We start from the raw sequence: 26,293 nt of genomic DNA, 5'->3' as shown, positions 1-26,293 counted from the left end.
GGTTACTTTGAAAACGTCAGCGCGTGATATTCGTCTAGCTCACCAGTAATCGCTTTCCGCAACAGGATCGCTTGTTGTCGTACGGCCTTCCGACGCGTGACGGTGTATTCGAAGTATGGATGGGTGAACTCCTCTTGCATGAAATCGTCAAACTTCGAGCAGTACGTTTTGAATGCTTCGTCCGCCAGATGGTTGTCTTTGGTAAATTCGTCGTGGGTGATGACTCCCCGATTGACAAGCCGAGTAACGAACGCATCACAGAAGATTGGCCTGAACTCCTCCTGTAAATCGAGTGCAAGCGAGGGACGACCGTGTCGATCGGCGTGCAACACACCCAAAAACGGATCGAGGTTGAACTGACGCAACGCGCTGAGAACTTCGTTTTTCATGAATACGTAGGTCAGTGACAGTAACGAGTTGATATGATCTTCCGGTGGTCGTTTCGTCCGCTTTTCGAATGTCCAGCCATCGGTGATCGTCTCGTCTAGTCGGCTAAAGTATCGTTCGCTGGCTTCACCTTCAACGCCACGTAGATCGTCTTTCGTTGCTACTGTAGTTGCCTTTAATCCGAGATCTTTGAGGACATCTGTCCCGTAAACGCCCTTGCGGGAGAGGAGTGTCCGAGAATTGCGAATTTTGGCGGCGATCATCGATGCGGCGATATCGACTTCGGCTGATGTATCGAGATCGTACTGGGCCCGGCGAACCTCAGCGATGGTGTTCTTTTCGGGCACGAAGCTCCCACGGTACTTTCCGTTTTGGGTGAAATAGTTCAGGATAATCCCGTGACGATTGGCTTCGGCAACAAACGGCGTCGAGAAGTTCACCCCGCCGAAGACGTTGATCGTATCCAGCTTTTCAGTCGGGAAAGAGGCGAGTTCCCCCTCGTCGCCATCGACATCCCAGACAGTGATCCGTCCGCCCTCGGTTCCGACTTGGGTACCCTGTTGGGTGACGTAGACAACTGACTCATCGAACATCCCTTCGGTGGCTTTCATATTTCCTCCTCCCAGCCTGTTCCGTGTGCCTTCTCTGGTTCGAGCATCGCAGTTTCCTCCGGCATACAGTACTCTCGCGCCGAGCAGGCTTCGCACTTCTTTGGGTTGTCCGTGAGTGGTGGGATGGAGTCGACGGACATCGATTGCATTGTTTCGATCTGTTTGTGGACATCCTCCCGGTGGGATTCCGTTATCGGAATATGCATTCGTTGGTCAGTTTCGTAGAGGTAGATCGCCCCTTGACAAACGGGCTGATCTAAATGATCTTCAAGTAGCATACAGTAGCCCGCCAACTGCATCTCATCACTTTTGTAGTAGTCTCCACTCTCCGCTCGCTTTCGTTCAACCGGAACGACTTGATTACCGTCCAGATCGAGAATATCTATCTTTCCTTTGAGACCAAGCTCTTCGGATTCGAGGTAGAGTTCGTTGACCCAATCGCCTCGGGTTGCCTGGTTTTCGTGCTTTGTTTTCCCCTCGATTCGCTCGTAGTTTCTGCCCTGGGTATCATAGAAATGGAGATACCAGTACCGCCGTGGACAGTATGAAAACTGGTTGAGATCAGCGACATTGATCAAGTTATCAGTCATATTTGACGCGGCTGGACATTGATTGCTGGCGGGCCACCGGAGTTGTCATCGATTTCGATGTCATACTCGGAGGTTGTAATGCGAGAGGGAATGATTGCATCAACGATATCGATGATGCGGAACAGCCGATGTAACAGCTCTGTCGACACCTCAAACTCGTTGTTTAATTCGGCTTGATCGATATGTCGGTGTATCTTCGTCTGGAGCTGTTCTTCTATCTCTCCTCTCGTCTGATCGTACTGGGTCGGCTCTGTCTCATATGCTGGAAGACGTGCCGTCACGGTCGATAGAATAGTATCGTCCGCTGGCCCCAAAACCAGAATATCGTCGTCACCAACGTCAACGATATCGTAGTTACGGAGTGTTGTCGAGAGATCGTAGGTCGTAACACCGAGTCGGTCTCCTCGTGGATATTTGATCGACGCCGACAGCGACCGACCACGAAGCCCCTGAAACGTTTTGAAGCATTCTCTGGTGAACTCCAAGAGTTTCGCTTCGGGATCGTTCTGTGAGTACTTTCCCGGACCGAATCCGTCTTTTATTTCACCACATTCGGCGTTAACGGCCCGAATAAACCTGTACCATTTTTCGTATCTGTCGATGTTTGACTTGAAGTCCTCACGCAGCTCCTGATTAAACCCGTATGAGTCTTCCTCACGTTTCATAATGGCGTAGGCCGCTCGGAACCCGACGAGGTCAGCTAACCGTTTTTGATTCATCTGCGTCGAGTCCAGTCCTTCGTAGATCTGTTCGGCGAAGGAGGGGAAATCAACATTCTCGCCCCACGGTCCCTGTCCGAGGCCGTATATGTCGACGGTCGCTTCCGACTGACGACCTGCTCGCCCAAATCGCTGAAGAAACGCACTCGCGGTGAAGGGTTTTTCCATATACAACGTCGTCACATCGTAATCGAGTCCAACTTCTCCCTTGCTGGTGGTATTGAGGATGTAGAACTCCGTATCGTTGAGGTCGGCACCCTCGTCGTTCGTATCGAACCCGTTGTCTTTGGCGGTGTGTTCGAAAACAGTCGGATACTCGTGGTAGAGGAAATCATGGAAGTCGTTGCTGTCCTTCGCACTATTAAATACGAGGACAACCTCCGGATCGTCGTAGTCGTCGACTGCCTCAACTTTTGCTTCGAGTTCTGCGGCAATCTCGTCTCGATAGTCGAATATCTTCCTGTCTTCGTGTCGACGGACAACCATTCGGTGTCGGAACTGATCGCCATCCGGGTCGTAGTCGGCACCGATATCGCGGACAGTCAAGCCGACTTGTTCACGAAGGAACTCGACGAACTCATCGTTCGGCGTTGCAGACGCAAGCAGTATCTTTGGATCGGATTGTCGTTCGGCAATAATCTTGATCTGCAACAGCAGACCGCTTGCTGACAGAGCGTCATAAAAATGGAACTCGTCGTAGACAATCGCATCGAACCAATTAAAAAACCGCATCGGGTCACTCCCGACGTACATATCCTGGATCGCTGCCTGCAGGATGTCAGGATTCGTTAGAATTGCATCGTAATCGGCTGCATACGAGTTGACGAAGCCGATCAGTTGTTCCGTCCGTTCGTGTCCATGACCTTCTAACGTGTTTGCGTTGAGGACAGCGACGTCGACATCGTCGTCCTCAAATCGCTCTCGTTGCTGCCGGAGAAGCGCGTTCGTGGGATAGACGAGAAGTGTCATATCCCGTGAGTCGATGAGTTCGTAGAAGGTCGCGGTCTTTCCCCCGCCAGTGGGCGCACGAACAACCGATACGGGGTCGGTGCCATCGTGAATCCACTCGATAACGCGGTTCTGGAACGCACGGGCGTATTCGAAGCCACGATCTTCGAGTGCCGGTTCCGGTGTCTCTGTCGCAAGGCTCGCGCCAGCAACCTCGAATTCGGTCATCCGAGCACCTCTGGAACTATCTGGTCACGGACGAACTCGGGCTCGACACCAACGAAATGCTGTAACCGTGGATCGTTGCCCCGGTTGAACCTCTGGCTGTGTTCGACTAGATCGGTCAGCAGCTCATCGGGTAGCTCGTACACTTCTGAGAGCAGGTATTTGTTGAGTACCAGCGTGTCCAGTTCAGCCGGTTTTGCGCGGAACTCGCCGGTCTGCTTGATCCCCATTCGGAAAAAGGGGTGTTCCGGAAGCTCCGTTTCGCTCCAGACGGTGAACTCGAACGTTGATCCTGGAGTGATCCCGAGGTAGTTTCGAATCGTCTGGTATGCTGCCCCTGATTTTTCAAGGATTTCGGGAACTGATTTCGATCCTGAGACCTGATTTGCGATGTCCGTATCGTTTGTCGTGAAGTGTCGTTCCGAGCGATAGTCGGTGCTCCGGAACGTGCGTTCGTCGGTTTCGACAGCGATGGGACGCATATCGGTGACAAAGAACGGTTGTTCTCTGAGGTGTGAGTAGTCCGCAGTGGTTGCGTCCTCGCCGAACTCGGCATACCGCTTTTCGAGTTCGAAATACCGGTATCCGAGGGCGTGCATGAGTGCTGTCGACGACAGCGTCGGCTGTGTTCGTATCGCTCGCCCCTCAGAACTGGAGTAGAAGAGCGGCGCGTACAACGTTGCCTCGAAGGTCTGTTCAATCATCACCAATAAACACGTCTTCGGCGGCGTCCATCAGTTCCGCAAACTCTTCACGGAGCACCTCATCGGCATCATCTGCCTCCCGGCTGGCGACTGCCTCCAACCGTTCGTACCACTCTGGGAATGGGTCTGCTCCGTCGACCTCGCCGTAGACTTCCCAATCCGTTCGCTGGACGGTTTCAATATATTCTCCGATACTGGCTTCGAGATCGTCACCTTCGTCGTGATACTCTAACAGAAGTTCGCCGGTCGACAGGGATGTGTCGTGATCCCCGAGGACGACACCGAGAACTTCGTTTCGGATGTTCCGTCCGGTTCGGGTCTCGCGGGCTCCGTACTTGCCGGTGTTGAGGATGTTGTGGAGCGCGTAGAGCAGCATCGGCCCGGTTGCGGCTTCGAGGGTGATGAAGTGAACGAGATCGTTGCCAGGTTGGACCTTGACGAAATCGAAGAGGGCTTCGGACTGATCGCCGTCCTCATTTCGCATCGTACCGGACTCGTAGACTGCGTTCCGGGTCTCTTTGTTCATCAGGTCGTACTCGTCGGTCGTGTACGTGTAGCCCTCAACGACTCGTGATTTGATCGCAAAGTCTTGGTCGCCAGTTCCGGCTAGGCCGTAGGTCAGTGTCCCGACGTTCAGTGAGCCTTCGAGATCTGTAGGTTCGTTGTATGCGTAGTCCTCGTCGACGAACTCGTCGTCGAGCTGTCGGAGGAGCGAGAGCCCGGTCAGCCGTTCCTTGCTGGTGAACTTCTCGCCGTTGACCTGGGCATGCAGTTTGTCGCCGAACTCCTGGGTTTCGGCGCGGTCGTGGCTGGAGTTTCGGAACAGCGTGGGCTCGGTCACGTTTCGCTTGACGATGAGTGTGACCGAGGGCTTACGTTTGCGGTAGATTTCGAACGATTCTTCGAGACCGGTGGTTGGGTACTGGAGTGTCATTGGTCGGAGTAGAGAAGTTGTTCGTATGCGTAGTAGTACGAGTTGACGAGTGCGTTCTCCCAGTCGGAGAGCTTCTTCAACTCATACAGGTCGTTTTCGATGAGGTAGGTGCGGATCGCCTCGACAAACGCCTGTGCCTCCTGTGGCGTCGCGTGGCCCGCGTAGTCCTCGCGGTCGGCGGCGGCGTACACCTGACTCTCGACGTAGTCGATCAGTCGGTCATCGTCCATCTGCTGGTTTTTCCCGCTGAGGAATGCGTCAAGTGCCTCACGGAAGATTTTAGTCTTTTTATACTTGCTGTCGAACTGTTTGCCGAAGAGGTCGACGCCTCTCTCGGCGACGGTTTTCATTTCCATAAGTTCTGTTTCATGGTAAGTCTCGAAGTATTGTCTGAGATCATCGAGTCGGACTGCGTGATCGTGATGTACGACGGCGAAGTTGGCGATACTGTGGAACGTATCGCGGTCGAGCTGGAGGTATGGATTGCTCATATTGGCATCCTGTCCAACCATGCTCATGATTTTGAACAGCTGGAGTGCGCGTCGAAGGTGTGAGTCCGTCCGTTCGTCAGTAATGAACGACGGCAGCGGTCCGAACCTTTCGACTTCATCCAGCCCGAGGAGTTCTTGTGGTCGGGTGGTCTCCTCGTCAGCGAACACCGTGTCAGCGCCGTCGAAGCGCGTAAACGGTCGTCCAATGACCACCTTCATCCCGGATTCCTGGGCAGCTTGCATCACCTGCCGGACCACCGCCATACGGTGATTTTCGTTCAGGACGTAGAGTGGCTGGAGGAAGTACTGTGGCTGGATGAGGTTACTTGTTACCTCCGGATCGTCCAGCTCGTCGCCATCGCCCTGGACGATGTTCCCGACACGACCGCTCCGGAGACGAACATCGCCAAGGAACTCATCGAAGTAGAAGTAGGCGACTTCGAGGCTGTTGTTGGTGCTTACGTCGTGTTGTTCACACACCGACGACAGGAGCGCGTATTCGAGATTACACACCTCACAGATGGATTTGTACTTCGCATGTGGGGGCACACGACGTGAGTACTCCTGTGTGCGATAGATTCCACTGAGACCCTTCTGGTACTTGGTGTCCGTCTCGGCACCACACAAAAAGCACATCTCGTCTTTCGATCCGAGATCAGGGGAGATTCGACCGTCGAAAAATCGGTTGACGACTGTGCCGATAGCATCGGTTTCCGGTTCAAGATCGTCGCGGAGTGATGGCTGTACCTCTTCTCGTAAAACCTCTAAGTCTGCTTCGAACTTCTTATAATTTTCACAAAGATGTGCAAGGAAACGTACTTTTACCTTCTGCCCTTTGGCACTTTTCCCACCCTCAATTGAATCATAAACTTCATTGAATGCAGTCGTAAGCTTCTCTGTTGGATATTCTTTCCAACCATCCAAATAGACAGCTTTTATAAGAACTGGTAGGTACCTTGCGAACTCTTCAGGAACACGTTCGAAGGAATCATCTCGACCCGAACCAGATATAAGCAGTTCTTTTGCCTGTTTCTGAATTTTTTCTTCTTTTCTCTCGGAAGGGAGTGCAATTTCGCCAAGGATGTCATAATCAAAAGCGTTCCAGTTGAGTTTACATTCAAATTGGAACTCAGCACTGATTCGGTCCGGAACCCGCTCGGCAACCGCCTGTTCCAACGTCGACCGATCAATCGACTCGCCGAGATAGACAATCGAATCCGGCGAGCTACCGATGACGACACCATATGTCTCCCCGCCGGTTTCTCCTGCAATGACTTCTTTCGCAGTCCCCAGCAGTGTATCGTTCAGAATCGGCTGTTCGAGTTGGGTGAACTCGATTCGATGGACATCTTCTTCGCCCATTAGGGTACAGAGCTGTTCGTAAACGCCCTCCGAACCCCGTTTCAGCGCGACAGAGGCCGCGCTGTCGCCGATTCGGCAGTAGCGTTCGAGGCCTCGAAAGTCGGTGTCGAGTCCCCGGAGTTCGGCACTGTTTTCACCGATCTCAGTTCGCTGGACGAGGTACTGGAGATCGTCTCGGTAGCCCTCGCCGAGGAACTCCTCAATACCAAACGGGTCGCCGTCTCGTTCTTCGTCATTTTCGTCGGGTTCGGGATCGAAATACCAGTCGAACGTGTCGCTGGTGTTGCCGTCGACATCCACTCCGTACGCCTCGCGCACGAACTTGTTTGTGTCGTGGAGTGCGAGTGCGGCTGCAAGCACCTTCACATCCTCGCCGTAGTCTTCGTACAGATCCTCGTCTTCGCCCACGGCTTCGTACACGAAGGCGTTCACACCGACCGTGACTGCATTGAGGATGTGCGCCGCAAGCGAGCAGTTCGCACTGGAGTCGACTTTCGCGTCGTACTGTCCGGCAGCTTCGATTATATTTGGATAAATTTCCTCGACGATTCCTCTATGTGCATCGCGCGCTGCGTCTGGATTCATTCATCAACCACCTCTACAGAAACATCACCACACCCACGCGCGACGGCACTCCCAACACCAGCATACTCAGCAAACAGCGCGAGCGTGGTCACAGCGTTCTGGACGCTATCACTGGCGTCTTTGAACTCGTACGTGCAAGGTCCCGAGAACCCCTGTTTGAAAATCGGTTGGGGGTTCCCATTGGAGCCCTCGACCCGATTCACCAGCACGCTATGTGTCTGATAATTTCTGGCGTCGGGTTTCTCAATTACCGACGCGGCCAGGGTCTCGCGGTCAAGGTCCAGTTCCAATGAGTCGGGAGCTGTGTTGTTCCACTTACCGAGTAGGCTCGGAAACACGGCCGTCCGGGTCGGGAACATCGTCGTCACGGAGCCTGCTTCCTCGATACAGGTCGCCGTACGGAACTCCATCTCGACCGAGGGATCATCAAATTTCGACGCCCTCGAAAGTAGTTCCTTGTGTCCAGTATTCTCGCTCTCGAAGGAATTGAGGTGAAGAGATCCATGAGTCAGTTCGAGAGTCTCGTCTCCAAGGACAAGCGTAGAAACCAACGCCTGGAAAATCGCCTCATCTTCGGGGTCAGTGATCCCTAAGGAGAGCGAATACTCGGTATTCGGCATGACGAGCTTGTGATGTGAACGGTCAGTACTGCCGAACGGACCACGCAACCCACTGCTGTGAAGGCTACCAATGTTCGAGTTGTGGACCCGAGCACTCGTAGCTTCGTCGTCCGACTGCAGGAGGGCTAATAATGCGCTGTAAACAGAGTAGCCATCAGACAGCGGCACGGCGAACTGCTCGTCAGCTCGGAGGGACAACTCGATCTGCCGGAGTCGGGAGTCTGGTTTCGGTTGGAGATCCATACAGTCGTCATCCTAACTGGACAATCAGGCGATATAAAACCAGCGACCTATCGTTTTAGAAACAATTAATGGTCAATTGCAGGATCGTGCAATCTTATGGATGGGAAGCGTGTAGCCGCCGATAATGCAAACATATATTTCGCCGATCGGATTTAATACGACGAGCGTAACACGTGCATTAATAAACCATGGTATTGACGGTGGCGACTCGGTAGTACTGATTCGGCCAGCAGAAGAGACAGATAATAACCGTGGGACCGAAGCAGTTGCAGATGTCGAACAGCTATTGCAGGAAATTGCATCGACGATTACAGTCAGCGTCACGCGCATCCCACACGACGAGTTCGATACTGCAGTGATGCGATGTAGTGAGACAATTCGTACGGCCGAAGGCGAGGTGGTTGTAAGTCTTAGTGGGGGAGCACGCGATGTACTCTTACCGTTGACGGTGGCGACAATGGCCCATTACGAAACAGTCGAATCAACACTCGGCTACAGCGATATCGACGGCCAAATTCGTGAGTGGCACCTACCGAACATTACTGCTACGCCTTCGGATGGACAACGAAAGACGCTTACAGCGATCAAGGATGCTGAGGGCAAAGTTTCGATCCCCGAACTCACCACACACCGTGAATCGGCCAAAAGCACGATCACACGACACGTAAATGATCTTGAAGACGATGGATTTGTAACATCACAAACTGTAAACCGAACCAAGCACGTCTCGATTACGCTTGCTGGGCGGCTATGTCTGGCGCGAACTAGGTCTTTCTAAGAGCGAACTTACGTCGACCATTATAAATAACGCGTACAGCAGGGGTTGACGAAAAGCAGTAGCCAAATAAAGCTATGAGAAATGTTTATACCAGCTATAGCCGTAATTTCACCCCCAGTCGAGACAGGCAGAAAATCCACGACGGAATTGAAACACGATTGGTGGAACTACGAGATCACGTTCGAGGACGGTCGAGACAGGCAGAAAATCCACGACGGAATTGAAACGCTTGGATACCCCTGTCCAAACTCGATAATCGTCTGTCGAGACAGGCAGAAAATCCACGACGGAATTGAAACATTACGTTTACTCGGGTTCGTTCGATGAGAAGGTTGGTCGAGACAGGCAGAAAATCCACGACGGAATTGAAACGTCTACTGTTGTTGCCACCTGATCTCCGCACCGTTTGTCGAGACAGGCAGAAAATCCACGACGGAATTGAAACCTGTCACTGGTCGCCCCCGCGAATCGCTCGATTACAGTCGAGACAGGCAGAAAATCCACGACGGAATTGAAACGCGCAAGCCACCCCCCGCGGCTAGGCGTTGCCGCGTCGAGACAGGCAGAAAATCCACGACGGAATTGAAACGTGCGCCAGCTCGTGAACGACGATCGCCGGCATGATGAGGTCGAGACAGGCAGAAAATCCACGACGGAATTGAAACACGCGGAGGCCGACCCGAATAACATAAAGGTCAACTGTCGAGACAGGCAGAAAATCCACGACGGAATTGAAACTGACAATGCTACTGTCAACAACCACCAGAACACCCGGTCGAGACAGGCAGAAAATCCACGACGGAATTGAAACAGTACCAGCTAACATGAGTCCCAGCACGAACCAAACCGTCGAGACAGGCAGAAAATCCACGACGGAATTGAAACGACTCCTTACAAACCGGACGCTTAGACACCGGGAAGTCGAGACAGGCAGAAAATCCACGACGGAATTGAAACATGTCATCTGATAGTCGAGCGCGCGCGCTGGCTTCGTCGAGACAGGCAGAAAATCCACGACGGAATTGAAACCTCGACCGCACGGATCCGCCACGCAGCGATCCCGATGTCGAGACAGGCAGAAAATCCACGACGGAATTGAAACATTGAGCCGTTCCTTGACGAACAAGACGACGTGGCGTCGAGACAGGCAGAAAATCCACGACGGAATTGAAACGCCGATATTCGCCGGTTCTTCCGCCAGTGGATCGGTCGAGACAGGCAGAAAATCCACGACGGAATTGAAACCGTTTGTAATCGACATAGGATCGGACCAGGATAATGCGTCGAGACAGGCAGAAAATCCACGACGGAATTGAAACACTCCCTGTGCTGCTCTCGAAGATCGCCGTCATGCCGTCGAGACAGGCAGAAAATCCACGACGGAATTGAAACTCTGGTTCTGCAATTCCGACGGACTGTTCCGCCTCGTCGAGACAGGCAGAAAATCCACGACGGAATTGAAACTGCTCGGTTCTCTTGGTTCGCTGTCGTCAGCGATCGTCGAGACAGGCAGAAAATCCACGACGGAATTGAAACATTGCATGACTGAACCAACCCACCCACCAGAACCTGACGTCGAGACAGGCAGAAAATCCACGACGGAATTGAAACTGAGCGACGCTGTGGAGTCGTTGCCGATCATGGCCGTCGAGACAGGCAGAAAATCCACGACGGAATTGAAACCCATTCTTAGATCCTCCTGAACTCCCCAGAGTCGTCCAGTCGAGACAGGCAGAAAATCCACGACGGAATTGAAACGCATCGACTCTGTAAGTGGTGGGACCTTCCTATCAGGGTCGAGACAGGCAGAAAATCCACGACGGAATTGAAACAACAGAACAACGGGTCAGAATCACTCGTACAGAAGTCGAGACAGGCAGAAAATCCACGACGGAATTGAAACGCTGGGGAACGCTTCGGTAATTCGTTTCGGCCCAAGGTGTCGAGACAGGCAGAAAATCCACGACGGAATTGAAACAGAATGTCGTCGGGAACGCCAGCAAGCGCCCCGCGTCGAGACAGGCAGAAAATCCACGACGGAATTGAAACCGGGACTCGCGTTCGATCCGGGCGCGGGATCTCAGGGTCGAGACAGGCAGAAAATCCACGACGGAATTGAAACCCGGTGCCTGATCGAGGAGCACGGAATGGCGATCGGTCGAGACAGGCAGAAAATCCACGACGGAATTGAAACATCCTTGGCAACAGCGATCGCAACAACAAACAGGAGGGTCGAGACAGGCAGAAAATCCACGACAGAATTGAAACCGCGAGATCGTCGCTGCTAGACCCCCCCTGATTTTGGTGTCGAGACAGGCAGAAAATCCACGACGGAATTGAAACTTCGCCGAAGTCGTCGATATCGAAGAGCAGGAGGGCGAGTCGAGACAGGCAGAAAATCCCCGACGGAATTGAAACCGATCTGCTCGACGTATCAGCCTGACCGAACGAATTGTCGAGACAGGCAGAAAATCCACGACGGAATTGAAACGTTCTTTGCCCGACGTGCAAGGAAGCCACACCCGAGTCGAGACAGGCAGAAAATCCACGACGGAATTGAAACATCGACGAGAAAGAGGTCGTCGGCTCGCACTTCGAGAACGTCGAGACAGGCAGAAAATCCACGACGGAATTGAAACCCGGTTCGAGGAACGCAAAGGCCGGACCTGCGGTCGTCGAGACAGGCAGAAAATCCACGACGGAATTGAAACGCTTTCGCGATCTCCTTCCCATCTCGAAAGCGCTGGGTCGAGACAGGCAGAAAATCCACGACGGAATTGAAACGCGAGACACCCGCCAATGGAGGGAACTAAGACATCATGTCGAGACAGGCAGAAAATCCACGACGGAATTGAAACTTGATCGCGTAGCCGTTCGAGATCAGTTCGCTCTGGTCGAGACAGGCAGAAAATCCACGACGGAATTGAAACTACGTCGAGGGACCGCGCGGCGGCGTTTACCGGCTCTGTCGAGACAGGCAGAAAATCCACGACGGAATTGAAACTACGTCGAGGGACCGCGCGGCGGCGTTTACCGGCTCTGTCGAGACAGGCAGAAAATCCACGACGGGATTGAAACAATAACGACTGGAGCCTTTCGGACCCCGCAGGGACCGTCGAGACAGGCAGAAAATCCACGACGGAATTGAAATCTTGATCCCGGCGACCAAGAAGAGCCGGGCGATCGTCGAGACAGGCAGAAAATCCACGACGGAATTGAAATCCTGATCCCGGCGACCAGGAAGAGCCGGGCGATCGTCGAGACAGGCAGAAATATTTGAGGAAATATACTATCACTTCATCGCCGCGACAAAACTACGCATACACTATCTAACTCTGCTAAAATGAGTTTTTAGATGACCATATCGAATCCGATACCTAGCAGTTCGAAATTGATCGCTATCATTGTGACGAACAGGAGGTATCCCCCAAGCCCCTTCGCCAGCCTCGTCCGATCAGGTGTCTCGCCGAGTGACTCAAGATAGTCGGTTGTAAATCTGATTCCATCAGCGACCGCTGGCAATTCTTGTGTCAACCAAGTTTCTTGATTATAGGTTGGTGAGTTCTCGTATCCTTCAAGGTGCTTTTTGAGTTCTTTGCGCCGCTGCTCCCTCGCTTCCTCTTTTGTTCTGAGGTCGTAATGTTTATTTAGCACCTTTCGAGAGACATCGGCCTTACCACAGATCACGTCTTTTGCGACGCCCTCTTTGAGTTGGTGACAGATTCCCCCTCGTCGGACTGGATGTGGAGATACGTTTGACGGACACCTGCTCAGACGGTTATTATTTTGGCGAGCGTCGCATTCGTTTGGATTTCTATCGTGAGGACATTCGACACCATACTGGCAAGGCTGCGTAATCCTGTACAGGTCTCGGCGGACTGTTGATACCGATGCTCGGCCGTATCGCGTGGTAAACAAGGGTTTGCGCCCATGTTCGTCTTCCGCATCAATACGTTTCGGATGCGCTGGATCACCAGTACCGTCAATGTATGTATTCAGGACCTCGCAGACCCAGTCCGAAAGCGAAATCTCTCGCTCCCCACCTTCGCCTTCGACTTCGCTCTCACCATTTTTTAACGGAGTTCCCTCTTCTTCATTGGCTTCGAGTACGATGTACCCTTCCTCACGATTGTAGTGTTTGAGATCCAGCGCGCGAACGTCTCCCAAGCGATTGAGACTTTCCCACATCAGTGCGAATTCGGCGAATCCACGGGTGACGTAATCAAACTGCCTGTGATACTCGATAATTTGCTCTGCTGTCTCCGTATCAAGCCGCACATACGAAACGATATCTGATCTGTCGAGATCCGGCATGTCCATTTCGTCAGCGAGCCCCTGTTCAACAATCTCGACTGTCTCACACCACCGCGTGAACACTCTGACATTCGCTAACTGGCCGTGTAGCGTTGCTAAAACGATATTTCCATCTTTCTTCCGCCACTTTTTGAAGCCCTCAAAGTCACGTGATGACAGATCAGAGAGATCGTCGATGTCGGCATATTCACAGTACTCCAGGAAGCGTGTTAGATCGTATGAGTAGTCTTTGAATGTATCTTCACGCCACTCATCGACATGGATAGAGATGAAGTACTCCACCACACTAACTGGATGCTCACTGGTGAGCTCAAACTCTCCATCCCCGACAATAGTTTCTTGATTGTTCAGATGATCTGGGAGCTCTTCAATTCGCTCCGCTAATTTTTCAGGGAAATCTGGTCTTGATTCACTACCATCTTTCATGAGTCACAGAATTTAATGAGCCAGCTACTTTTAAAACCTTGTCACACAGCACCCTTATCAGACTCATTTCGTAAAAATAAGTCCGATTTCATGAAGATACTCCGAAAATATGGGTTTCTATTTCGAGTCGGGGAAATAAATCCTGAGTCCTCAAAATCCCATCTGTCGATTTCATAATAATCATAAGAACTTCGCTTCCGGCGCGCGTCGACAACCAAACCAATCTATCGACACCGATGTAAGTAAACAGAAGTCACGCTCCGAACTTCTTCTATTGTCCGAGTATCGCATCGAATACTGCTTGTTGCTCGTGAGCAATTGGCACAGGACTTATATACTGTCGCACGCTTCAACTAAGCGGAATCGCAGACGGAAGGGACCCGCGTTCAGAACCTGAATCAACTCACACGCCCAATCCCAGGCATAAGAGACCAAGAAATATCGGAATTGGGTCGGAGAAACGCTAAAACAGCCGATATCGGTCATCTAAGAACCGTTCAGAAGGTGAATGGGCCAACGCGGATTTGAACCGCGAACCTCCCGGTTATCAGCCGAGCGCTCAACCTGATTGAGCTATTGGCCCGCGAACGCATTATCGGGTAGTTGGCTTGTGTGTTTAAGCGTTTCCTTCTCCGGGGGCCCTGTCAGGGGGTGACTCCCTCCTGCGATATCGCTAGCGATCCGACGACTCTCCGGATTCGTCGAACTCGACGTCGTAGGAGTCGTCGCCGAGGTCGTATACGTCGTCGCCCCCGTCGGACCGTCGACTCGCATCGAAGGAATCGTCAGCGCTCCCTGATCCTCCGCTGATGTCGAACGGATCACCACCCCGTGCCGGGCCTGGCCCTTCGCCCGTGTCGCCGGGAAACCCGAATGTGTAGACGTTTCCGGTGGCGAAGCCGCCGGTCTGTTTGTCGATGTACGGGACGATGACGAACTTTTTGACGACGGCTCTGATGGCGATCCGCGTGGGCGGAATCACGAGCAGGAAGCCGATAAGATCGGTTACGAGTCCCGGCGTGAGCAGGAAGGCTCCGGCGGCGATCAGGAAGCCGCCGTCGATCAGCTGGTTGGTCGGGACTTCGCCAGCCCGAAGCGAGCCCTGAAGCTTCCGGATCGTTCGCTTACCTTCGGCGTGTACCGCGAGGGTGCCGATCAACGCCGTCAGGACGACCAGCAGGACGATCTCGAGTCCGCCGATCCAGCTGACCCAGAAGACGCCCAGTGCGACCAGCAACACCGAGTCCAGCAGCGGGATGAGCATCAACAGGGCCAGGATCCGCTTGAACATACACATCGATAGCGGCTCCGCGGTGAAAACGCTTAACACTCCGGGCCGGTCCCGAAGCCCTTACCCCCGCGGCGGCGTAGCGAGCCACATGGACGAACACGCAGCCCGGACTGGCGTCGAGTGGTACGAGTGGGGTCCGGAGCCGTTCAAGATTGCTGATCGCGCGGGCAAACCGATCCTGCTGTCGCTGTCAGCAACGTGGTGTTCGTGGTGTCACGAGATGGACGAGGAGACCTATGGCGATCCCCGCATCGCCGCGAACATCAACGACGGCTTCGTTCCGGTGCGGGTTGATGTCGATCGCCATCCACGGGTTCGCGAGCGGTACAACATGGGTGGGTTTCCGTCGACTGTCTTTCTGACGCCCGAGGGAGAACTGCTGACCGGGTCGGGCTATCTCGGGCCCGAGGGGATGCGTCAGGTGATCACGAGCGTCCGAAAGATGTGGGATGGAAAGGGCAGTTCAGCGGGCCGTGTCCCCCGGGCGGTCAGCGGTGATAGTCCACCTGCGGGCCAGATACGCGAGGAGATCGAACGGCACTTTCTCGGTGCACTCCACGAGACCTACGACGAGCGGGCGGGCGGATGGGGAACGAATGCGAAGTTCCCGATGCCCCGGACCATCGAGTTCGCGCTCAAACGCGAGCGCGAGCAGGCCGAGCGGACCCTCAGCGCGATCAGCGCGAACCTGTTCGACGAGTACGCGGGCGGCTTCTTCAGATACGCCGCCGAGGGCAACTGGGCGGATCCCCACTACGAGAAGCTGCTGGACACGAACGCCGCGCTGGTGCGGGCGTTCGCAAACGCCTATCTCTACACCGGCACGGAGGAGTACCGCGAACCGGCAGAGCGAACCATCGACTACCTGACGACGACCCTGTGGACCGGGTCGGCCTTTGCTGGCAGCCAGTCCGCAGGCGAGGGTGCGGGCTACTACACGCTGGAGCCCACCGAGCGCGAGCAGGCCGAGGCCCCACCGGTCGATACGACAGTCTTCGCCGACCGGAACGCGCTGGCCGTCGACGCGCTCCTGACTTATTACGCCTACACGGACGAAAACCGAGCACGTCGATATGCAGAGCGAGCACTCGATCACCTTCAGCGGGAACTGATCGACGACGGAACGGTGTTACACTATCTCGAGGGCGACGAGCGTGGCGAACGGCTCCTGCTGGCAGACCACGCACATACGCTTGCAGCGCTCATAACGGCCCGTGAAGTGCTCGGAGCTGATACGATTGAGACCGCCCGCACCGTCGCCGACGCGGCCATCGAGGAACTGTTCGATGAGTCCTCGTTCCGTGACGGTCCCGCTACGGGACTCGGTTTGCTCGATAAGCCGCTCCGTCCACTCGACGGCAACGTCGAAATGGCCGACGCGTTGCTCGATCTCTATGCTATCACTGGCACCGAACGATATCGTGATGTCGCACGGGAAACGGTCGAGACGTTCGCCGGTGCCTACGACCGGTTCGGCCCGCAAGTAACCGGGTTTGGCGCTGTTACTACTCGGCTCCTGAACGAGACGCTGACGATCCATGTCGGTGATGCCGCCGGTTCCGACCTGCACCGCGCCGCACTTCGCGTCGGCGATCACGAGAAGGTCGTGGTGCCGGACGCAACCGGAGTGGAGGACGGTACAGCTGTCGCGCGACGCGGCGACCGATCGACCGATCCCGCAGCGACACCCGACGAGCTCGAACGGAGCGTTCGGACGCTCTCAATAGCGTAGACCAGCAGGTTGGTTCCCCGTTGCCCGACAAGGTTTCAAACGGTCGGTGCGTTTATACTATTCGAGCGTTTCTTGACCAGTATGCCTAGCCTCAGGGATCTCGGCCTATCGGAGTACGAAGCTCGTGCATACCGGTCGCTACTGAACACGGGGCCCACAACCGCAAAGGAGTTGTCTCGGGTGAGCGACGTACCAATGGGTCGGATTTACGACGTGCTCAACAGTATCGAGCAGTACAATCTCGTCCGGACTCAGACCGCCAGTCGACCGAAAAAGTACGTCGCGGTCGAACCGTCGACCGCGCTCGATCGTCTGCTGGACGACAAGAAGCGCGAACTCGAGGAGAAAGCCGACCAGTACGAGGAGATCGTCGACGACCTGTCGACCGAACTGCACGCCGCCGAACCGGTCGAAGAACAGTTCTGGACCGCCGCGGTCGGCGCGGAAGAGACTGCCGACCTGCTCGTCGAACGCCTGTCGGCAGCCGACGAACGAATCGTCGTCGTCGCCTCCGACCAGACGTCGCTGTTCGACCAGGGAGATATCGGCGATCTCGTTTCCAAACAGCTCGAAGCCGCGATCGACCGGGGCGTCGAGATCAACGTCCTGATGACGCCCGGGCTGGTCGATTCGTTGCCCGCGAGCGTCGGCCAGCGCCACCGCGAGACGCTCTCACCGCATCCTGACTACGAGGTCCGGGTCAGCGACGACGTGACGGGGACGTTCAACGTGATCGACGACGTCGAGGTCTGCATTCAGGTGCCACACCCGCTCGCTGTCAACGACACCTTCGGTATGATCGACCTGAAAGACCCCGAGTTCGCGACCAACATCCACGACGAGTTCCTGCCGAAGTGGCAGGACGCCGAGCCGCTTTCTTTTTAGACGCTGCCTTACTCCTGCACTTCCGAGCGCAGCTGCCCCATCTCGACGTGCCGCTCAGCGTGGGCGTTGTGCTGGTGGATCGACTCGTCGTTGGACTGGCGCATCGAAACGACCGCGTCGTCGGCGAGGTCGGGGAACTCCTCGACGACGCCCTCGGCCATCGCCCGCACACAGTCCTCGACGAACTTGGCGTCGGCGTGGGACTCGTAGGTCATGTGGTCCTCGTCGGGCCGTTTGGCCATGTTGTAGATCCGGCCGCTCATCGAATCGCGGGCGACCTCGATCAGGTCCCGGAGATCTACTTCGGGTGCGCCGGAGCTCTCGATCGTAACCTTGGCGTGGCCGCGCTGGGAGTGTCCCGGCTGTGGCACGTCCTCGAGGAACTCCTCGACAGCGTCGGCGTCGACGTCGAGCGCTTCGAGTTTGTCTCGAGCGCGGGACTCCGACATCCCCTGCGAGCAGGGACAGACTGTCATTCCCGTCACGTCGACGCCGATCATTTCGCGGGTTCCCTCCTCGGTTGCCGTCGCGCTGGCGATAATATCTACTGTGCTCTGGGTCTCTCTGTCCGAGGCGGGTGTCCGCTCGCGCTGGACGAGTTCGGCTTCCATCGAGACGGTGACCTCGCTCGTGTATTCGTGTTTCTCGATCAGTCGTTCCGCCGCGTCGCCACAGACATCCTCGACGCGGTACACCTCCTCACGGGTTGCAGCTTCGAGCGTCTCGTCGATGACCTCCATGTTCCGACTCATGTCCGCGCCTTTTCGCCAGGATGGCAGGTCAACAAAGACCTCGAACTCTGCCATCAGCACGATCGGTCGTTTGTCGGGGCGGGCGACCTTGACGAGTTTTTCGACGTCCGTGACGCCGACCTGACTCAGGCCGACGGTAACGTCCGGGCGTGTCGCCTGGACATCCGGCAGTTGCTTGCTCATTGAGCGGTGCTCAGGGGGGAGCGTGATTAGGCCTTTCGAAAGGAGCACTTCTACGCTACGAATTCGGACACGGCATGGTCGAAGACCGTATCACTCCAGTTTCTTCAACGCCTGAAAGTAGTCGGCGCTCCCCCCAGCGAGTCGGACCGGAACATCGGCCGTCGCAACGGAGACGCTGGCCGGTGGATCGAGGCGCTGTCTGGTCCGGCCGTCGCTGACGACGAAGGCTTCGTCAGCGTTCGAGACGGTCACTGACACCGTGCTGTCGGCATCGACAACTAGCGGCGGCATCGAGTCTGTCGGACACATCTCGGTAACGACGAAGGCGTTGAGCCCCGGATGGACGAGAGGGCCGCCCTCGCTGAGGTTGTACGCGGTGGTACCGGTCGGCGTGGAAACGAGCACACCGTCGGCGTGGCCAGTCGTGTACACCTCTCCGTCGATACGGACCTCGAAGTCCGCGCCCATGCCGTGACCACGCTGTGGTCCCTGAAAGACGATCTCGTTGATCGCCGGTTCGAGCGACCACTCATCGTTTGTGGCCTGCAGACGCGGTAGATCGCGGGCCTGAACCTGACCGGAGTCACGGAGTCGTTCGACTTCGGTAGTGACCGCATCGATCGCGTCGACGGGTGCAACCGCGTTCAGAAACCCGACCTCACCGAGGTTGACGCCGATAACCGGCGTCGCACCAGCCCCGCGAGCGGCGTATAGAAACGTCCCGTCTCCGCCAATCGAGACGACCAGATCACACGTCACCATCTCGGTGACATCCACACCAGATCGGTCAAGTGCGTCACCGGTTGCCGTATCGACTGAGGTCCTGAGATCCTCGCTCGTGAGCGTCTCAACGAGGGTTCGTGCGAGGCCAACAGCTCGCTCGTTACCTCGTTGTGCGACGATCCCAACGTGCATGCAGCGAGGTAGCGTATGCGTAATAAAAAGCCCCTCGTTGCGAGTTGCCTACACAAATTATTATACGCCGTCGCTCCCTAGCGGCGTACACGAATCTAGTATGGTAGCCCGACTCTATGATGCCCACGCAGTAGCCGCTCAGTTAAGTACGTAATATGGTCGATAGCAAACAGATCGAACGGACGAAGGCTATCCAGCGACGAACCGGCCGGACATTTCACGTCGCGACTCGGTTCCTCCCCGAGCGAGCGCGCCACCCGACATACGTCCTGTACGCGTTCTTCCGGGTAGCCGACGAAGTCGTCGACGATGCTGGCGATACGCCGCCAGACGAACAGGCGGCGCAACTGGAATCGTATCGCCGACAGGCGCTCGGCGAGGAGGACCCGGACGGGCCAGTGCTCGAAGCATTTCGCGATATCGCTACCGAATACGACATCTCCGAAAGCGAAATTAACGACTTCATCGACGCGATGAAGACGGACATCCACAAGAGCCGCTATGAGACCTACGGGGAACTCGAAGCGTATATGCGCGGCTCTGCCGCCGCAGTCGGCGTGATGATGACCGAGATTATGGATCTCGACCAGCCCGAGGTTGCGCTCCCTCACGCTATTGCGCTCGGTGAAGCGTTTCAGCTCACCAATTTCCTGCGGGACGTACGCGAGGACGTGATCGACAGGGATCGTATTTACCTCCCGATCGAGACGCTCGAAAAGTATGGTGCGTCCATCGAGGATGTCGAGAATCTCGAGTTCACACCCGAGATTGGGCGGGCGATTCAGGCGGAGATGGCCCGGACGGAGGAGCTCTATCACGAAGGGGTTGCCGGAATCAAATACCTCCCCGAGGACTGTCAGTTCCCTGTACTGCTGTCGGCGGTGCTGTACGCGGACCACCATCGGCTCATTCGCAAACTCGAATTCGATACGATCTCGCACGAACCCGATCTGAGTATGCCTCGAAAGCTATGGCTCGCCGCCAGAACCCGCTGGCACTGGCAGTGGAACCGTGATCCGGAAGCCGTCTTCCAGAGAGTCAGTACGATCACCGAGACGGATACCCCGCATCACGATCCGGATCGGCCGGATACCACGCCGGCCCAGTAATCACTTCTGCAGCGGTAGATGTGATGGCGTCGTTGTCAGTCCTGCGAAGTCGAACCACTCCGCACGGAACAGCGTTACGAGCAGCGCTACGGCGAGCACGACGGGGATCGGATTACCGAAGTAGAGGTTGACGAGCCCCCAGAGCAGGCCAAAGCTGATCAGATCGTCGAGGACGTACTCGCACTCGTCCAGACGACGGTCTAGCGCGTCGTGGTCGAACGTAAGCGTCAGGATGGCCACGGCGATGGTCCCCGAAATCACCCAGCCGATGTAGTTCTGGACTGGTACGTCGTAGTACACTCCTCCTGCCTCCCAGCCCCAGAAGCCGAGCGCGACCGCTCCCGGATCGAGAACGAGGTCCATCGTAATGACGACCGCGAGGACCGAAAGGAACCGGATCGGCAGCGACTGCATGCGATCGCCGAGCACCAGCGCACAGAGCAGATAGCTGTTGAGCAGGATAGGGAAATAAAAGACAGGCAGCGCGACTGGGACGGCATCGAACAGCATCGGCCCGAGATCGATTAGATACTCGAACTCCCCATACGGAAACCCAGTATAGACGCCGACGAGTTCGATTCCCCAGCTAAAAAGGACAAGCACTCCCAGTCCGGCAGCCACCCGCCGGTTCACCAGTGGTGCGAGACCACCGATCAGCGGGAGCCGCATCACAAGCACTGCTCCGAGTAACAGGACCGGGTTGAACGCGAGCCAGTGCGGGATCACACCTTCTGCAGCCCCGATCAGCAGGACCGTCCCGACAAGCGGGAACGTGATCGCGATCGTCACACGGTTGTTCCGAATCAGCGTATCTAGCCGGTCCTCGACAGCACGTCGGTTCATTACTCGGTTCTCCGGTTGCCCGACACATCAACGAACCGCTTTGTCGTCGTTCAGACTGGCGGGGCGATCTCCCAGAGTTTGCCCATCGTCAGCACCGCGCCGACGATGGTGTTGATCGCCGGATACCACCAGTACGCCCGGTCGACCGACACCGACGACAGGCCGATCCCGGCGACGAGCACGGGGTAGACGGCGAAGACGGCCCCGAGACGCGGGTCGAGCAGGCCAAAGGCGACTGCGGCCAGTGACCAGACGAGCGTACAGTACGCGTAGGTCGCCCGCTCGCCCAGCAGGGTTGCAGTCGTTCGGATACCAGCGCGCCGATCCGGCTCGATGTCCGGAATCGCCGAGAACGTATGCATCGCCATCGCCCAGCACCACGCCCCAGCGACGGCGATAGTTGGGGGTTGTGTACCCGCGACGGTGGTGTAGGCGGCCATCGCGGGGACGACGTAGAGACCGTTCGAAAGCGAGTCCAGTAGCGGTGTCGTCTTGAACCGGGCCGGCGGGGCGGAGTACTCCGCGCCGAGCAGGACGAACAGCGCAATCCAGAGCCATGCTGCCGTCGGTAATAGCAGTGCCACTGGTATCGCCAGCGCACCACAGATCGCAACGGCGTAGATCACGAAGCGTTGCCCTCCCCATCGGGCTTCTCGCCCCCCGTCGTCCTTTTTCGGGTTCTCGGCGTCGATTTCGGCATCGTAGACGTCGTTGATTCCATACAGGAAGACGTTCGCCGGAATCAGAAAGTACGCAAAGAGCACGAGGAGGACCGGTGCAGCGAGATCGGAGAGTGTGGACGCACCGTAGACCGCCCCGACCGCGACGGGCCCGGCGAGATACAGCCAGAACCGGGGACGAGAGAGCACGACAAGGTAGCGCAGACGCTCACCGCGGGTCTCCTGGGCCGCCGCATCGCCGGTCGTCGTGGTCGGAATCACGTCCGAAGCTACCGGTTTCGTATCACTTAGTCGCGTCGCCGTAATCCTCGATGAGCTTTGTCGCCGCGTGTTCACCGCTGATCAGACACATCGGGACGCCGATGCCGGGGTTGGTGTACGACCCGGCGAAATAGAGCCCATCGACCTCGCTGGACCGGTGGTTCGGACGGAACAGTGCGGTCTGTGTGAGTGTGTGGGCCATCCCTAGCGCAGTTCCGTCGTAGCTGTTGTACCGTCCGGCGAAGTCCGAGACCGAGAAAATCTCCTCGACGACGATCCGGTCTCTGAGCTCCGTTCCGGTATTTGCTGCGATGTCGTCGAGGACCAGATCCCGGTACCACTGCCGGGTCTCCTCGTCGTCGTCCAGACCCGGTGCGACGGGGACCAGCGCAAAGAGGTTGCTGTGGCCCTCCGGTGCGACGGTGTCGTCGGTCTTCGAGGGCACACAGAGGTAGTAGGCTGGGTCGTCAGGCCACGCTGGCTCCTCGAAGATCTGGTCGAAGTGTTCGTCCCATTCGGTGGGCAATACGAGGGTGTGATGCTCGAGTTCGGGCACCTCTCCCTCAACGCCGAGATACATGAGGAAGGCCGAAGGGGCGTAGGTCTTCGATTCCCAGTACTCCTCGGTGTACTGGCGTTTCTCCGGCGCTAATAGCTCCTGTTCGGTGTAGGGCATATCGGCGTCGCTGAGGACGTAATCGACCTCGTGGCCGTCGGACTCGGTTTCGACCCGGAACCCACCGGCACGGCCCTTTATCTCCGTTACCGCCTCGCCGGTCCGGTACTCGACACCGAGGTCGTCGCCGAGCTCGACTATCCCATCGACGACGCCGCCGATACCCCCCTCCGGGTACCAGACGCCGAGGTTAAAATCGACGTGGCTCATCAGGTTGTACAGCGCGGGCGTGTTCGTCGGCGACCCGCCGAGAAAGACAAGCGTGTACTGGACGACCTGCTGGAGCTTCGGATGCTCGAAGTAGTTCTCGACGTGATCCTGCATCGAGCCGATTAGCGAGAGCCCGCGGGCGTTGCGCAGGACGTCGAGGTCTATCCAGTCCCGCAGGCTGCTCCGGTCGGTGTAGACGAAATCGTCCATCCCGATCCGGTAGTTCTCACGGGACTGGTCGAGATACCGTTCCAGCGCCTCGCCAGCCCCGGGTTCGTACGACTCGAACAGTTGTTTGTTCGTTTCGAGATCCGGCACGAGGTCGATGACTTCGCCGGTCTCGCGCTCGTGACGCGTGGGGACGTCCGCGGCAGGCGTCGCGCCCGGCAACGATCCCTCGCCGTCGTCTTTGAAGAAGATCCGGTAGTGTGGATCGAGTCGTTCTAGCTCGTAGAACTCCCCGGGATCACGATCGAAATGGCCGAAAAAGCGCTCGAAGGCGTCGGGCATCAGATACCACGACGGGCCCATGTCGAATCGGAACCCCCCCTGGTCAAGTCGACTTGCACGTCCACCGACTTGCTCGTTCTTCTCGAAGACAGTGACGTCAGCCCCGGCATCGGCGAGATAACAGGCAGCCGAGAGGCCACCAAAGCCGCTGCCGACGATGGCGACCGATTGCCCCGATAGCGATTGCATAGTTGTCAGTCGGTCCGAGCGAACCTAAATGACACGCAGTCGGTCATCCCGGTCGGTTACTGTGACTCGAAGTATCTCACGGCCGCCAACAGCCTCATATCTCTCCGTTCCATGCTAGAAGTAGACATGGAGTTGAACGTACAGGGCGGGGCCCCGGCGGCACCGTTTCTCGGGGCACAGGACCTGTTCGAGACCGAACACGACCTCGACCTGCCGGTGGACGTGTACGTCCGGGAGAGCCCGGACGAACGGACCTGGACCGGCCACCACGACGACCACCACGTCCTGAACATCTCCGCACAGGCGGCGACGAGCACGATGGGCCGCGAACTCGCGCTACACGAACTCTCGCACATGCTTCGCCACGAGGAAGGCCACGCCTCGCACGTCCAGTCGACCGAGGAGATTCTGTTTCTCGCCCTCGCCGGAAAGACGGTCGAGCGACGCACGCTCACTCACTGCTACCAGATCGCCAACCACATGAAGGACATCTACGCCGACGACATCACCCTCTCGGTCGGGCCCACGGACAAACTCGTCGCCTTCTTCGAGTCGAAACTCGCCGCTGCGCTGGCCGATCAGCCCGCAACAGTCCCGCCAGCCCGGGACTTGGAGTTCGACGGACAGCACGAACCGGCTCGACGACTCACTGCTGCCTCGGATCCCGAGATGACAGTCGTCAACGCCTCCTTCGCGCTTGCACTACTGGAACGACACGACCTCGTGGCTCCCGATCACCGGCTCTACGACCTCGCGGATGCCGCCACGAGGGATGCGCCAGGGATCGACCTTCACGGGTTCAAACGCCGATTCAAGCAGTTACAGGCCGATCCGGACCCGAGCGACTACCGGAAACACCTCGTGGACGCGACGCGGGCGTACGCGACGGGAACGGAGCAGGCCGCGGACTGAGTCTTGCCAGTAGCAAACGCGAAAAACGAAGAATCGAGAGTAGAGTTACCGTGCGGCAGCGGCGACGCGTTCTTTCTCCTCTTTCTGGCTGACTGCGTACGTGTTGACGTCATTGTTGGCGGCACCGATTAGCTGGCTTGCCAGCGCTTCCTCGACGTCAGTCGCCGTCTTGAACGAGGAGCCGTAGACGCCCTCCGCGATGAACTTCAGGGACTGATCGACACGGCGCTGGGGCGCGACGTCGACGGCCTTGGGGACGGAGATGCCACCGTACTTCAGGCGGACCGTCTCCTCGCGCGGTGCGGCGTTCTCGATCGCCTGTACGAGCACCTGGATCGGGTTCTCCTCGGTGCGCTCGTGAACGATCTCGAAGGCGTCACGCGTGATGTTGAGCGCCTGCTGTTTCTTGCCGGTGTTCTCGTCGGTCTGCATCAGTCGGTTGATCAGTCGCTCGACGATCGAGACCTCGGATTTCTGGAACTGCTTGCCTGCGTGGCGGCCCATGGTGTGGGCGACCGGCGTCACCGTGATGTAACGCTCGGTGGAGGGGTCGGAGTAGCTGATCCCCGTGACTTCCCACTCGCCGAACAGTTTGGCGACTGCGCTGTCGTCGTCGGTACCCGCGGGCTTGTCGGGTTCGGGCTGGTCTTCTGCCGCCATGATTATCGCACCGGTTTCTCCGCGTTACCGCGAACGAGTTCGATCATCGAGACGCCGTTGACCTTCTCGACCTTGTAGTTGACACCGGAGAGGTCACCCATTGCACGACCTTTCGCACCGCCGATCCCGGCGATGGTGACTTCGTCGTGTTCGTCGATGAAGGAGATTGCGCCGTCACCGGGACAGAACGCAGTGACCTGCTTACCGTTCTTGATCAGCTGGACCCGAACACATTTCCGGATCGCGGAGTTGGGCTGTTTCGCCTCGATGCCCACTTTCTCCAGTACGATACCTCGACCCTGTGGTGCACCCTCCAGCGGGTCGGACTTCTCGCCGAGACCGCGTTCGCGTCGCGCGTACTCCGAGTCGGACCACCGCGCACTCTGGCGGTCCTTCTTGATCTTCCGCGCGGCGTACTTGCCGTTTGCCATAGTACCACCGACTACCTGACGGAGCCACTTAAGCATCCCCTTTCGAAGCCGGAGTTACGGCGTGAGGGGCGTCGACAGGGGTGAATAAAGGAATCTGAGGTCGTTTCGTCGTCGTAG

General features: G+C 56.8%; 21 protein-coding genes, 1 tRNA gene and 1 CRISPR repeat array. Of the genes, 5 read left to right on the top strand and 17 right to left on the bottom strand.

Features of this window, described 5'->3' with window-relative positions; all coding sequences use genetic code 11:
* Positions 1-2 precede the first annotated feature (2 nt).
* The 7 genes from cas1 to cas6 are packed head-to-tail and all read right to left on the bottom strand — an operon-like array spanning position 3 to position 8,419.
* Positions 3-998, bottom strand: a complete 996-nt coding sequence (gene cas1, locus AArcS_RS14325) for a CRISPR-associated endonuclease Cas1 (RefSeq protein WP_238478097.1) — start codon at positions 996-998, stop codon at positions 3-5.
* Positions 995-1,588: a CRISPR-associated protein Cas4 gene (cas4, locus tag AArcS_RS14320; RefSeq protein ID WP_238478096.1), complete on the bottom strand. Its 594-nt coding sequence runs from the start codon at positions 1,586-1,588 to the stop codon at positions 995-997. Before cas4 ends, cas1 begins: the two co-directional genes overlap by 4 nt.
* Positions 1,585-3,483, bottom strand: coding sequence for a type I-D CRISPR-associated helicase Cas3' (gene cas3, locus AArcS_RS14315; protein ID WP_238478095.1), 1,899 nt, complete (start codon positions 3,481-3,483; stop codon positions 1,585-1,587). The genes cas4 and cas3 overlap by 4 nt, the downstream gene beginning before the upstream one ends.
* A complete protein-coding gene (locus AArcS_RS14310; RefSeq protein ID WP_238478094.1) occupies positions 3,480-4,184 on the bottom strand; it encodes a hypothetical protein in 705 nt (234 codons plus the stop codon). The genes cas3 and AArcS_RS14310 overlap by 4 nt, the downstream gene beginning before the upstream one ends.
* Positions 4,177-5,118, bottom strand: coding sequence for a type I-D CRISPR-associated protein Cas7/Csc2 (cas7d, locus tag AArcS_RS14305; RefSeq protein ID WP_238478093.1), 942 nt, complete (start codon positions 5,116-5,118; stop codon positions 4,177-4,179). Before cas7d ends, AArcS_RS14310 begins: the two co-directional genes overlap by 8 nt.
* The gene (locus tag AArcS_RS14300) at positions 5,115-7,556 is read right to left on the bottom strand and encodes a hypothetical protein (RefSeq protein ID WP_238478092.1); all 2,442 of its coding nucleotides are present in this window, start codon (positions 7,554-7,556) and stop codon (positions 5,115-5,117) included. The genes cas7d and AArcS_RS14300 overlap by 4 nt, the downstream gene beginning before the upstream one ends.
* Positions 7,553-8,419, bottom strand: coding sequence for a CRISPR system precrRNA processing endoribonuclease RAMP protein Cas6 (cas6, locus tag AArcS_RS14295; protein ID WP_238478091.1), 867 nt, complete (start codon positions 8,417-8,419; stop codon positions 7,553-7,555). Before cas6 ends, AArcS_RS14300 begins: the two co-directional genes overlap by 4 nt.
* Before the next feature lie 124 nt (positions 8,420-8,543).
* Between cas6 and csa3 the strand changes: the two genes are divergently transcribed.
* Entirely contained in the window at positions 8,544-9,197 is a 654-nt protein-coding gene (gene csa3, locus AArcS_RS14290) for a CRISPR-associated CARF protein Csa3 (protein ID WP_238478090.1), read from the top strand.
* A gap of 117 nt (positions 9,198-9,314) precedes the next feature.
* Positions 9,315-12,419: direct repeats of the CRISPR family, unit length 37 nt; unit sequence GTCGAGACAGGCAGAAAATCCACGACGGAATTGAAAC.
* A gap of 129 nt (positions 12,420-12,548) precedes the next feature.
* Here the strand turns inward: csa3 and AArcS_RS14285 are convergent.
* The 3 genes from AArcS_RS14285 to AArcS_RS14275 all read right to left on the bottom strand — a co-directional run bounded on the left by AArcS_RS14285 (position 12,549) and on the right by AArcS_RS14275 (position 15,228).
* Positions 12,549-13,937: a tyrosine-type recombinase/integrase gene (locus tag AArcS_RS14285; protein ID WP_238478089.1), complete on the bottom strand. Its 1,389-nt coding sequence runs from the start codon at positions 13,935-13,937 to the stop codon at positions 12,549-12,551.
* A gap of 509 nt (positions 13,938-14,446) precedes the next feature.
* A tRNA-Ile gene (locus AArcS_RS14280) sits at positions 14,447-14,520 on the bottom strand.
* 90 nt (positions 14,521-14,610) lie between these two features.
* On the bottom strand, positions 14,611-15,228 hold the full coding sequence (locus AArcS_RS14275) for an FxsA family protein (RefSeq protein WP_238478088.1): 618 nt from the start codon (positions 15,226-15,228) through the stop codon (positions 14,611-14,613).
* A gap of 88 nt (positions 15,229-15,316) precedes the next feature.
* Between AArcS_RS14275 and AArcS_RS14270 the strand changes: the two genes are divergently transcribed.
* Positions 15,317-16,960: a thioredoxin domain-containing protein gene (locus AArcS_RS14270; RefSeq protein WP_238478087.1), complete on the top strand. Its 1,644-nt coding sequence runs from the start codon at positions 15,317-15,319 to the stop codon at positions 16,958-16,960.
* An 81-nt stretch (positions 16,961-17,041) separates the two neighbouring features.
* Entirely contained in the window at positions 17,042-17,845 is an 804-nt protein-coding gene (locus AArcS_RS14265) for a TrmB family transcriptional regulator (RefSeq protein ID WP_238478086.1), read from the top strand.
* An 8-nt stretch (positions 17,846-17,853) separates the two neighbouring features.
* Here AArcS_RS14265 and mptA read toward each other — a convergent pair whose 3' ends face one another.
* Entirely contained in the window at positions 17,854-18,780 is a 927-nt protein-coding gene (mptA, locus tag AArcS_RS14260; RefSeq protein ID WP_238478085.1) for a GTP cyclohydrolase MptA, read from the bottom strand.
* Between the two features lie 90 nt (positions 18,781-18,870).
* Complete coding sequence (locus AArcS_RS14255; protein ID WP_238478084.1) at positions 18,871-19,695, bottom strand: NAD(+)/NADH kinase; 825 nt, start codon at positions 19,693-19,695, stop codon at positions 18,871-18,873.
* A 155-nt stretch (positions 19,696-19,850) separates the two neighbouring features.
* On the opposite strand from AArcS_RS14255, the gene AArcS_RS14250 reads away from it, so the two are divergent.
* Positions 19,851-20,804 (top strand): phytoene/squalene synthase family protein, encoded by a 954-nt coding sequence (locus AArcS_RS14250; protein WP_238478083.1) that lies wholly within the window; start codon positions 19,851-19,853, stop codon positions 20,802-20,804.
* Here the strand turns inward: AArcS_RS14250 and cruF are convergent, their stop codons facing one another.
* From cruF to crtID, 3 genes are read right to left on the bottom strand one after another with little or no spacing between them, the layout of a single operon-like run.
* A complete protein-coding gene (cruF, locus tag AArcS_RS14245) occupies positions 20,805-21,647 on the bottom strand; it encodes a bisanhydrobacterioruberin hydratase (RefSeq protein WP_238478082.1) in 843 nt (280 codons plus the stop codon).
* Between the two features lie 50 nt (positions 21,648-21,697).
* Positions 21,698-22,588, bottom strand: a complete 891-nt coding sequence (locus tag AArcS_RS14240) for a prenyltransferase (RefSeq protein ID WP_375139619.1) — start codon at positions 22,586-22,588, stop codon at positions 21,698-21,700.
* Between the two features lie 22 nt (positions 22,589-22,610).
* The gene (crtID, locus tag AArcS_RS14235; RefSeq protein ID WP_238478081.1) at positions 22,611-24,173 is read right to left on the bottom strand and encodes a bifunctional phytoene desaturase/3,4-desaturase; all 1,563 of its coding nucleotides are present in this window, start codon (positions 24,171-24,173) and stop codon (positions 22,611-22,613) included.
* Between the two features lie 126 nt (positions 24,174-24,299).
* Between crtID and AArcS_RS14230 the strand changes: the two genes are divergently transcribed.
* Complete coding sequence (locus AArcS_RS14230) at positions 24,300-25,085, top strand: DUF5781 family protein (protein ID WP_238478080.1); 786 nt, start codon at positions 24,300-24,302, stop codon at positions 25,083-25,085.
* A gap of 45 nt (positions 25,086-25,130) precedes the next feature.
* Here the strand turns inward: AArcS_RS14230 and AArcS_RS14225 are convergent, their stop codons facing one another.
* Both AArcS_RS14225 and AArcS_RS14220 read right to left on the bottom strand, forming a co-directional pair.
* Complete coding sequence (locus tag AArcS_RS14225) at positions 25,131-25,745, bottom strand: 30S ribosomal protein S7 (RefSeq protein ID WP_238478079.1); 615 nt, start codon at positions 25,743-25,745, stop codon at positions 25,131-25,133.
* Between the two features lie 2 nt (positions 25,746-25,747).
* Positions 25,748-26,176 carry a 30S ribosomal protein S12 gene (locus AArcS_RS14220; protein WP_238478078.1) on the bottom strand — a complete coding sequence of 143 codons (429 nt, stop codon included), beginning with the start codon at positions 26,174-26,176 and terminating at the stop codon, positions 25,748-25,750.
* Positions 26,177-26,293: the final 117 nt, after the last annotated feature.

The organism is Natranaeroarchaeum sulfidigenes, assembly GCF_017094485.1.
GTDB lineage: Archaea > Halobacteriota > Halobacteria > Halobacteriales > Natronoarchaeaceae > Natranaeroarchaeum > Natranaeroarchaeum sulfidigenes.
The sequence above is the reverse complement of the archived record's forward strand: the minus strand, read 5'-3'. Positions and strand labels throughout refer to the sequence as shown.